Below are 8,128 nucleotides of genomic sequence, written 5' to 3'. Positions count from 1 at the left end.
TTGCGGCTTGGGCATGGTGGTGATCGTGGCCCAGGAGGATGCACAGCAGGCGATAGAGGGGTTGCAACAGGCTGGAGAAGAGGCTTGGTTGGCTGGTGAGGTGCGTGCGCGCCACTCGGCAGATGAACCGGCCGTCTTCCTCATCTGATGCCCTTCTTTGCCACATACTGGAAAACAGAGCGCCGAAATGCCCACACCCTCCTCCCCGTTACGCATCGCCGTACTGGTTTCCGGTAGCGGCAGCAACCTGCAGGCGTTGATCGATGGCTGCGCCAGCGGTCTCATTCCTGGGCAGATAGTCCTGGTCCTCAGCAATAATCCCGAAGCCTTCGGCATCGAACGGGCCAAACGACATCAGATACCCACAGAGGTTGTCAACCACCGCCTCTATGCCAATCGGGCCGCCTTTGACCAGGAGTTGACCCGCCTGCTGGAACAATATGAGGCACAATTGGTCTGTCTGGCCGGCTTTATGCGCGTGCTCACCGCCGAATTTACACAACATTTTGCCGGCCGTCTGCTCAATATCCATCCCGCCTTGTTACCCGCTTTTCCCGGACTACATGTGCAACAGCAGGCCATCGATGCCGGAGTCCGTTTTTCCGGGGCCACAGTGCATTTTGTGGTTCCAGAGGTTGATGCCGGTCCAATCGTGGTGCAGGCTGTGGTGCCGGTGCTGGCCGATGACACTGCCGACTCTCTGGCTGCCCGCATTCTGCGCCAGGAGCATCGCATCTATCCTTTGGCAGTGCGTTGGTTTGCCCAGGGCCGTCTCTCCCTCACAGGCAAGCGCGTGCAACTGCGCGATGCCCAGGAAGAGAGAGAGGCCGCCCTGATCCATCCCAGTGGAGAGTAGCAGCGACCCCCCAGGATAGACGAGCCCCCATGACTATTTTCACCCTCCAGTTTTTCGGCTATCTGGCCAGCGGTCTGCTGGCTGGCCTGCTGGCTGGCCTTTTTGGCGTTGGTGGCGGCATCATCATCGTTCCGGCCCTGCTCTATCTGTTTCATATGGATGGCATCAATCCGGTGATCTCCATGCAGTTGGCCGCTGGAACCTCTTTGGCCACCATCATCTTTACCAGCCTTTCGGCCACCTGGAATCACCACCGCCGTCACAGTGTGCATTGGCCAATGGTGCACCGCTACTCTCCTGGCATGATCATCGGCGTCTGGCTGGGAGCCCAGTTGGCCGCTCTCTTGGAAAGCGATGATCTGGTTATTCTTTTTGCTTTTTTTGAAATCGCTGTCGGCCTGCGCATGCTCTCCCACTCCCCAAAAGAAACCACTGCAGCAGCAGAGGATGCAAGCGCACAACCCACTACGCTGCAAGGTTTTGTGCAGGTCAGTGGCATTGCCACCATTATCGGCATATTGAGTACCCTGTTTGGCATCGGTGGCGGCACCATGCTGGTCCCTGCCTTGACCCTGCTCTCCGGCCTGACCATCCATCAAGCCATCGGCACCTCATCGGCCATCGGCGCCATCCTCTCCCTGGTCGGCACCACCGGCATGATTCAATCCGGTTGGGAAAACAGCGCCCTGCCCCCGGATACTCTGGGCTTTGTGGTACCCTTGGCCGCCTTGGGGGTGATCCTGGGTACCTTGATCACCACCCCACTGGGTGTCAAACTGGCGCACCTTACCGAACCACAACAGTTGAAAAAAGGCTTCGGCATCCTCTTGCTGCTGGTTGGCATCAGGTTGCTGTGGTAACCCCATTGACAGGAGCCAAGCCCCATGTTTCTTGATCGTTCCCTTGTCCTGGAAACCGTGCAGGCCGCTTTTGCCCAGCGCCGCCTGTTGGTGGTTGGCGACCTGATGCTGGATCGCTATCTGTGGGGTGAGGTGACCCGCATCTCCCCGGAGGCTCCGGTACCGGTGGTGCGCCTGCACAAAGAGACCGAAAATGGTGGCGGCTCGGCCAATGTCGCCCTCAACCTGGTCCAGTTGGGTTTGCAGACCAGCTTGGCCGGTTGGGTTGGCCAGGATGCTGCCGGTGAACGGTTGCTTGGCCTCCTGCAACAGGCCGGTATCGATACCTCTCTGATTCAAACGGTGGCCAATCGCCCCACCATCAGTAAAACGCGCATTATCGGTGGCCATCAACAGATGTTGCGTCTGGATCTGGAGGAGAATCAGCCTCTGGATACTGCGTTTCTCCAGCAGTGCCAGGAGCAGATTGTCGCACATATTCACCATCCCGAGCGCCGTCCCCAAGCCATTATTCTCTCCGATTATGGCAAAGGGATGTTGCAAGAGCCGCTTTGCCAAACCTTGATCCACACGGCGCGCCAGTTGCAGATTCCTTTGCTGGTCGATCCCAAAGGGATGGATTATCGCAAATATCGTCATGCCACGGTGATCACTCCCAATCGTCGAGAGCTTATGGAAGCGGTTGCGGCCCAGGAACAGGAACATATCCCGGCTGGCGAGTTGAACCGCTTGCTCCGCGCCGGGGAGCGGTTGCGGCAGGCGCTGCAGATAGAGCTGTTGGCTGTTACCCTCAGCGAACAGGGCATTGCTCTGCTGGAACAGGATCAAGAGCCACGACGGATACCCGCCATGGCCCGTGAAGTCTATGATGTCTCTGGAGCGGGCGATACAGTAATCAGCACTCTGGCGGCCAGTCTGGCCAGCAATCTGCCCATTATGGATGGCCTGCATTTGGCCAATCTGGCCGCCGGTGTGGTGGTTGGCAAATTGGGCACCACTCCAATTACCCGCGTTGAGCTGCTCTCGGCCTTGGCCAACGAAGAGCATCCCGCCCAGTCCGATAAAATTTGCACCCTGGAAAGCGCCTTGCAACGGGTTACACAATGGCGCCAACGTGGTGAAAAGATTGTATTTACCAATGGCTGTTTTGATCTGCTGCATGCCGGACATGTCACCTACCTGGAAAAGGCGCGACAATTGGGGGCACACCTGGTGGTTGGCCTCAACACCGACCGCTCGGTACGCGCCCTGAAGGGGCCGCATCGACCCATTATCCACGAAGCCGACCGCGCCAGAGTCCTGGCCGCCATGGCCGCTGTTGATCTGGTTATCCCCTTTGATGAAGAGACCCCCCTGACCTTGATCTGCACCCTGCAACCCCATATCCTCGCCAAAGGAGCCGATTATCAGGAGCATCAGGTGGTCGGCGGCAGCGAGGTCAAAAGCTGGGGGGGTAGCGTGGCCCTGGTTCCTCTGGTGGAAGGGCGCAGCTCCACCAATATCATGGCGCACATTCAACGCCAACAGGATGATCCCTCACAACAAGGAGCTTAACCTATGTATATCGTCACCGGTGGTGCCGGTTTTATCGGTGCCAATATTGTGGCTAGTTTGAACCAACAGGGACATAGCACAATCCTGGTGGTTGACAATTTGACCAAGGGGGATAAATTTTTAAATCTGCGCGATTTGAAAATATCTGATTTTATGGATAAAACAGAATTTCGCGAGCAGATACGCAAAGGATTTTTTCAGGATAAAGCCATTAAAGCCATCTTTCATCAGGGTGCCTGCTCCGACACCATGGAATATGATGGGCGCTATATGATGGATAATAATTTTACCTATTCCAAAGAGCTGTTGCATCTGGCTCTGGATAACGCCGTTCCCCTGATCTATGCCTCCAGTGCCGCCGTCTATGGAGCCAGCAGCAACTTTACCGAACATCCCGATAACGAAAAACCGCTCAACGTCTACGGCTATTCCAAACTGCTCTTTGACCGCTATGTGGCCCAGCTCTCCGGACAGATCCACAGCACCGTGGTCGGTCTGCGCTATTTTAATGTCTACGGCCCGCGTGAACAGCACAAAGGACGGATGGCCTCGATGGTCTACCAGCTCTATCAACAACTGCGCACGACTGGGGTAGCCCAGCTCTTTGCCGGCTCCGGCGGCTATGGCGATGGCGAACAACGGCGCGATTTTATCAGCGTCAACGATGTGGTACGCATCAATCTCTCTCTGGCCAAAAAGCATGATCTGCAGGGAGTCTGCAACGTTGGCACCGGACAAAGCCGCAGCTTTAACGATATTGCCCGCCATCTCTGCCATCTGCTGGGTCAAGGCAGCATCCACTATAAAGCGATGCCGGAAGGATTGGCCAAAAAATATCAAAACTTTACCGAGGCCGATGTCACCCGTCTGCGCTCCATGGGTGTTGGCGATGCGTTTACCTCCCTGGAGGCGGGTATCGAAGCTTTTGTCGCCAGCGAACAGCTCCTGGCCACCCCATAAGGCTGCCACTCTCCATGAGCCACAGCGCCGCCATCTTGATTGTTGGCCCCTCCTGGGTGGGGGACATGGTCATGGCCCAACCCTTGCTGATGCTCTTGCAAGAGCGCCATCCCCAACTGGCCTTGGATGTGCTTGCCCCACCCTGGAGCCTGCCTCTGCTGCAGCGCATGCCCCAGGTACGCCGGGCCCTGCCCTTGGCTGTGGCCCATGGTCAATTGGCCCTGGCACAACGCTGGCAACTGGGTCGCTCCCTGCGTCAGCAATACCAACAGGCCATTTTGCTGCCCAACAGCCTCAAATCTGCCCTGCTCCCCTTTGCCGCCCAGATCCCCCGTCGTACCGGATTTTTGGGCGAATGGCGCTTTGGTCTGCTCAATGATATTCGTCCCCTGGATAAAAAGCGTTTGCCGCGTACCGTCGATCGCTTTTTGGCCTTGGGAATCAACCCCCAGGAGCCCCTGCCTCCCACCCCGCTGCCGCAACTGCGCAGCTCCCCCGAACAGGCCGCCCTCACGCTGCGCCACTGGTTTCCCCATGGAGTGACACGCCCTCTCTTGGCACTCTGTCCGGGAGCCGAATATGGGGCAGCCAAGCGGTGGCCGGTCGCCCGCTTTGCCGAACTGGCGGCTCTGGCCCAGCAACGGGGCTGGCAGGTGCTGCTGCTTGGTTCGGCAAAGGAGCATGCTCTCGGCCAGCAGATCAGCCAACTCTCCGGCCATGCCTGCCACAACTTGCTGGGCCAAACCTCCCTGGAACAGGCGGTCGATCTGCTCTCTTTGGCAGGCTGCGTGGTCAGCAACGACTCTGGACTGATGCACGTGGCCGCCGCTCTGCATCGTCCCGTTGTCGCTCTCTTTGGCTCCTCCGATCCGCACCACACCCCCCCTCTGGGTCAACAGACCCGTATTCTCTCCCTGGGTTTGCCCTGTGCCCCCTGTTTTCGCCGCAACTGCCCGCATGCGGATCTGCCCTGCCTCTCCGCCATCAGCGCCCGTTATGTCCTGGAACAGGTGGAAAAACCATGGCCACCACTCTGAACCCTCCCCAGGGTGTGCGCTGGCGCCATCGCCTGGAATGGCTGCTTTTGCGCTCGCTCGTCGGTTGGCTGCAACAGGGTGATTTGGGCAAAGCCTACCGACGGGTCGCGCGCTTAAGCCCCTTGTTGCGCCATGTTTTGCGTTCCGAATGGGCCTGGAGCAATACCAATCTGCAGTGGGTCTATGGCAACAACCTGCAACCTCGGGCAAGAGAACGTCTGGCCGCTTTGGTCATGGAAAATATCATGCGCAGTCTTCTGGAGGGGTTGCGGCCCGATCCCTGCCAGATCAGCGCGGGTGCCGAACAGGCACAAACGTTGATTCAGGAGGCTCTGCAACAACAACGCGGTTTGATCGTCTGCAGCACCCATCTGGGCTCCTGGGAGATGGGGGTAAAATGGATTGCCACCCTCGGCCAGCCCATCCATGTTGTCTATCGACACGCCAACAACCCCTTGAGCGAACAGATATTTATGGCAGCGCGCGCCCATTATGGTGTGCATTGGATCCGCCGCGATGAGCTGGTCAAAATGTTGCGTGTCCTGCAAAAAAAAGAGATCCTGCTCTTGATGACCGACATCAACCAACGCCGCGACGGTATTGTCGCCCCCTTCCTTGGTATTCCTGCACTCTGTCCGGCAGGTCCGGCCCGTCTGGCCCAGCGTCGGCAGATACCTCTGCTGCCACTGGCCTGCCTGCGCGACCCGGAATGGGGCCGTTTCCGTATTCTCTCCGCCCCCATGCTCGCGCCCCTGGCCGATGAGTCGGAAGAGGCGTTGACAACCCGGATCAATCAGCAGTTTGAACCCTGGATTACCGCACATCCCGAACAGTATAATTGGCTGCATGCCCGTTGGCGCTCCCGTCCGGATGGCTGCCTCTGGTCAGCCGATACCCCGGCAGAGCAGTTGCTGCAGGCACGTCTTACTCCCCCTCTTCTCCCCCCTGCCGCTCTGCTGCAGAGGGTGAACTCCTGACCTTGCGGGCCGGATGATGGAAAAATATCTGATTATCAAAACCTCTTCCCTGGGCGATGTGCTGCACCTGCTCCCTGCCTTGAGTGATCTGCGCCGCTATCGACCCCAACTGCGCTTTGACTGGGTGGTCGAAGAGGCTTTTGCCGAGATTCCCGCCTGGCACCCCAGTGTCGAGCAGGTCATACCGGTGGCCCTGCGGCGCTGGCGTAAACAGCCTTGGCTGGCTCTGTGGAAAGGTGAACCGCAACGCTTTTGGCGCTCGCTGCGCCAACAACCCTATACCGGAATCATCGATGCCCAAGGTCTGCTCAAAAGCGCCACCTTGGCCGCTCTGGCGCGTGGCCGCCGCTATGGTTTGGATCGCCGTTCGCTGCGCGAACCCCTGGCCGCCCTTTTTTACCAGGAGTCACACCAGGTGGAACGGACTATCCATGCGGTAACCCGCCTGCGTCTGCTTTTTTCCGCCATTTTTGGCTATCCCTTGCCACGCACCCCCGCCGATTATGCCCTGCAACGCCGTTTCAGCTCCTCCTCTCCGCAACCCTTCACCTGGGTCTTTTTGCCGGGCAGCACCTGGAAAAGCAAACTCTGGCCCGATGCACATTGGCAAAGCCTGGCCCGTTTGGCCGCCGCACAGGGGCGCATTCTGCTGCCCTGGGGCAATATCGATGAGCTGATGCGCGCCAAACGCATCGCCGCGGTGGCCCCAGAACAGATTCAGGTTGCCCCAAAAGCCTCTTTAAGCCAATTGGCGCTCTGGCTGGCCGCGGCCAAGGCAGTGGTCGCGGTCGATACCGGTCCCGGACATCTGGCCGCTGCAGTCGGCACGCCGGTGATCGGCCTCTACGGCCCAACCGATCCGCAGCGCACTGGCAGTGTGGGAGCAGAGCAAACTCTGCTGCAAGGCAGTTGCGAAAAGCTGCCCTGCCTGAGCCGGATCTGCCCTTTGGCACACCCTGCCCCCTGCCTGCACTCCCTGACCCCGGAACAGGTCTGGGAGCTCTTGGCAGCACAAAGTCACTGCTGATGGCCGAACCCCTCTCCGCCATCCTGATTACCTATAACGCCGCCAGCCTGTTGCCGGAGTGCTTGGCCACTCTCGCTTTTGCCGAGGAGATTTTGGTTGTCGATTCCGGCAGCCAGGATGCCAGTTGTGCCATTGCCCAGGCGGCAGGCGCACGGGTACTTCATCATCCCTGGTCAGGATTTGGCCCGCAAAAACAGTGGGCTGTCCAACAAGCTCGCCATGATTGGGTGCTCTGCCTTGATGCCGATGAGCGGCTCACTCCCCAACTGCAACAGCAGATTCAGGAGGTATTGCGCGCCCCCCGCTATCCCGCCTATCGCCTGCCTCGCTGCAATCGTTTTATGGGGCGATGGTTGCGGCATGGGGAGGGCTACCCCGATTGGGTAGTCCGTCTGTTCCGACGCCAGCACGGCCAGTGGAGTGCCGATCCCGTCCATGAACGGGTAGAAGTCCAGGGTGCAATAGGCACATTGACAGGCGATCTGTTACATGAATCGGCCCTCTCTCTGCACGACTATCTGCACAAGCAAAACCACTATACCACTCTGCAAGCGCAACAACTGCTGCTGCAAAATCGCTCCATCCATCTGCGGCATCTACTGTTCAGCCCTTTGTGGCGTTTTATGCGCTTTTATTTTTTCAAGAGGGGATTTTTGGATGGCATTCCCGGATTGGTGCATATTTTAATTGGCTGTGGCAACAGCTTTTTGAAATATGCCAAGGCGATGGCTCTGCGTCGGCAGTAGGGAGTGTCAAGCAGCTCTCGCTACAGCCCCAGGACAAGCGCATTTGAAAACCAGAAAATTATTAGGGAGGTCCAGGAGGAGATTATCTCCTCCTGGTGGGTGCAGGGCAAA

General features: G+C 58.3%; 9 protein-coding genes. All 9 read left to right on the top strand.

Features of this window, described 5'->3' with window-relative positions:
* Window positions 1–13: 13 nt before the first annotated feature.
* From EJP87_RS19030 to EJP87_RS11425, 9 genes are read left to right on the top strand one after another with little or no spacing between them, the layout of a single operon-like run.
* Entirely contained in the window at window positions 14–148 is a 135-nt protein-coding gene (locus EJP87_RS19030; RefSeq protein WP_420886861.1) for a hypothetical protein, read from the top strand.
* 39 nt (window positions 149–187) lie between these two features.
* Window positions 188–856: a phosphoribosylglycinamide formyltransferase gene (purN, locus tag EJP87_RS11460; protein ID WP_130472013.1), complete on the top strand. Its 669-nt coding sequence runs from the start codon at window positions 188–190 to the stop codon at window positions 854–856.
* A 29-nt stretch (window positions 857–885) separates the two neighbouring features.
* Complete coding sequence (locus tag EJP87_RS11455) at window positions 886–1,716, top strand: sulfite exporter TauE/SafE family protein (protein ID WP_130472012.1); 831 nt, start codon at window positions 886–888, stop codon at window positions 1,714–1,716.
* Window positions 1,717–1,740: 24 nt separating this feature from the next.
* Entirely contained in the window at window positions 1,741–3,270 is a 1,530-nt protein-coding gene (gene hldE / locus EJP87_RS11450) for a bifunctional D-glycero-beta-D-manno-heptose-7-phosphate kinase/D-glycero-beta-D-manno-heptose 1-phosphate adenylyltransferase HldE (RefSeq protein ID WP_130472011.1), read from the top strand.
* A gap of 3 nt (window positions 3,271–3,273) precedes the next feature.
* Window positions 3,274–4,230 (top strand): ADP-glyceromanno-heptose 6-epimerase, encoded by a 957-nt coding sequence (gene rfaD / locus EJP87_RS11445; RefSeq protein WP_130472010.1) that lies wholly within the window; start codon window positions 3,274–3,276, stop codon window positions 4,228–4,230.
* Window positions 4,231–4,244: 14 nt separating this feature from the next.
* Window positions 4,245–5,267: a lipopolysaccharide heptosyltransferase II gene (gene waaF, locus EJP87_RS11440; protein WP_130472009.1), complete on the top strand. Its 1,023-nt coding sequence runs from the start codon at window positions 4,245–4,247 to the stop codon at window positions 5,265–5,267.
* Entirely contained in the window at window positions 5,252–6,244 is a 993-nt protein-coding gene (locus tag EJP87_RS11435; protein ID WP_130472008.1) for a lysophospholipid acyltransferase family protein, read from the top strand. The genes waaF and EJP87_RS11435 overlap by 16 nt, the downstream gene beginning before the upstream one ends.
* Window positions 6,245–6,257: 13 nt before the next feature.
* Complete coding sequence (gene waaC, locus EJP87_RS11430) at window positions 6,258–7,271, top strand: lipopolysaccharide heptosyltransferase I (RefSeq protein WP_130472007.1); 1,014 nt, start codon at window positions 6,258–6,260, stop codon at window positions 7,269–7,271.
* Window positions 7,271–8,017 (top strand): glycosyltransferase family 2 protein, encoded by a 747-nt coding sequence (locus EJP87_RS11425; protein ID WP_130472006.1) that lies wholly within the window; start codon window positions 7,271–7,273, stop codon window positions 8,015–8,017. The genes waaC and EJP87_RS11425 overlap by 1 nt, the downstream gene beginning before the upstream one ends.
* Window positions 8,018–8,128 lie beyond the last annotated feature (111 nt).

Source organism: Candidatus Magnetaquicoccus inordinatus, assembly GCF_004217665.1.
In the GTDB taxonomy this organism is placed as follows: Bacteria; Pseudomonadota; Magnetococcia; order Magnetococcales; family Magnetaquicoccaceae; genus Magnetaquicoccus; species Magnetaquicoccus inordinatus.
This window is presented reverse-complemented; position numbering and strand designations above follow the sequence as displayed.

Bases quoted from the DNA above. Each gene is read 5' to 3' on its own strand.
- hldE (WP_130472011.1), top strand. From the start codon at position 1,741: ATGTTTCTTGATCGTTCCCTTGTCCTGGAAACCGTGCAGGCCGCTTTT.
- EJP87_RS11455 (WP_130472012.1), top strand. From the start codon at position 886: ATGACTATTTTCACCCTCCAGTTTTTCGGCTATCTGGCCAGCGGTCTG.
- EJP87_RS11435 (WP_130472008.1), top strand. From the start codon at position 5,252: ATGGCCACCACTCTGAACCCTCCCCAGGGTGTGCGCTGGCGCCATCGC.
- waaF (WP_130472009.1), top strand. From the start codon at position 4,245: ATGAGCCACAGCGCCGCCATCTTGATTGTTGGCCCCTCCTGGGTGGGG.
- EJP87_RS19030 (WP_420886861.1), top strand. From the start codon at position 14: ATGGTGGTGATCGTGGCCCAGGAGGATGCACAGCAGGCGATAGAGGGG.
- waaC (WP_130472007.1), top strand. From the start codon at position 6,258: ATGATGGAAAAATATCTGATTATCAAAACCTCTTCCCTGGGCGATGTG.
- EJP87_RS11425 (WP_130472006.1), top strand. From the start codon at position 7,271: ATGGCCGAACCCCTCTCCGCCATCCTGATTACCTATAACGCCGCCAGC.
- purN (WP_130472013.1), top strand. From the start codon at position 188: ATGCCCACACCCTCCTCCCCGTTACGCATCGCCGTACTGGTTTCCGGT.
- rfaD (WP_130472010.1), top strand. From the start codon at position 3,274: ATGTATATCGTCACCGGTGGTGCCGGTTTTATCGGTGCCAATATTGTG.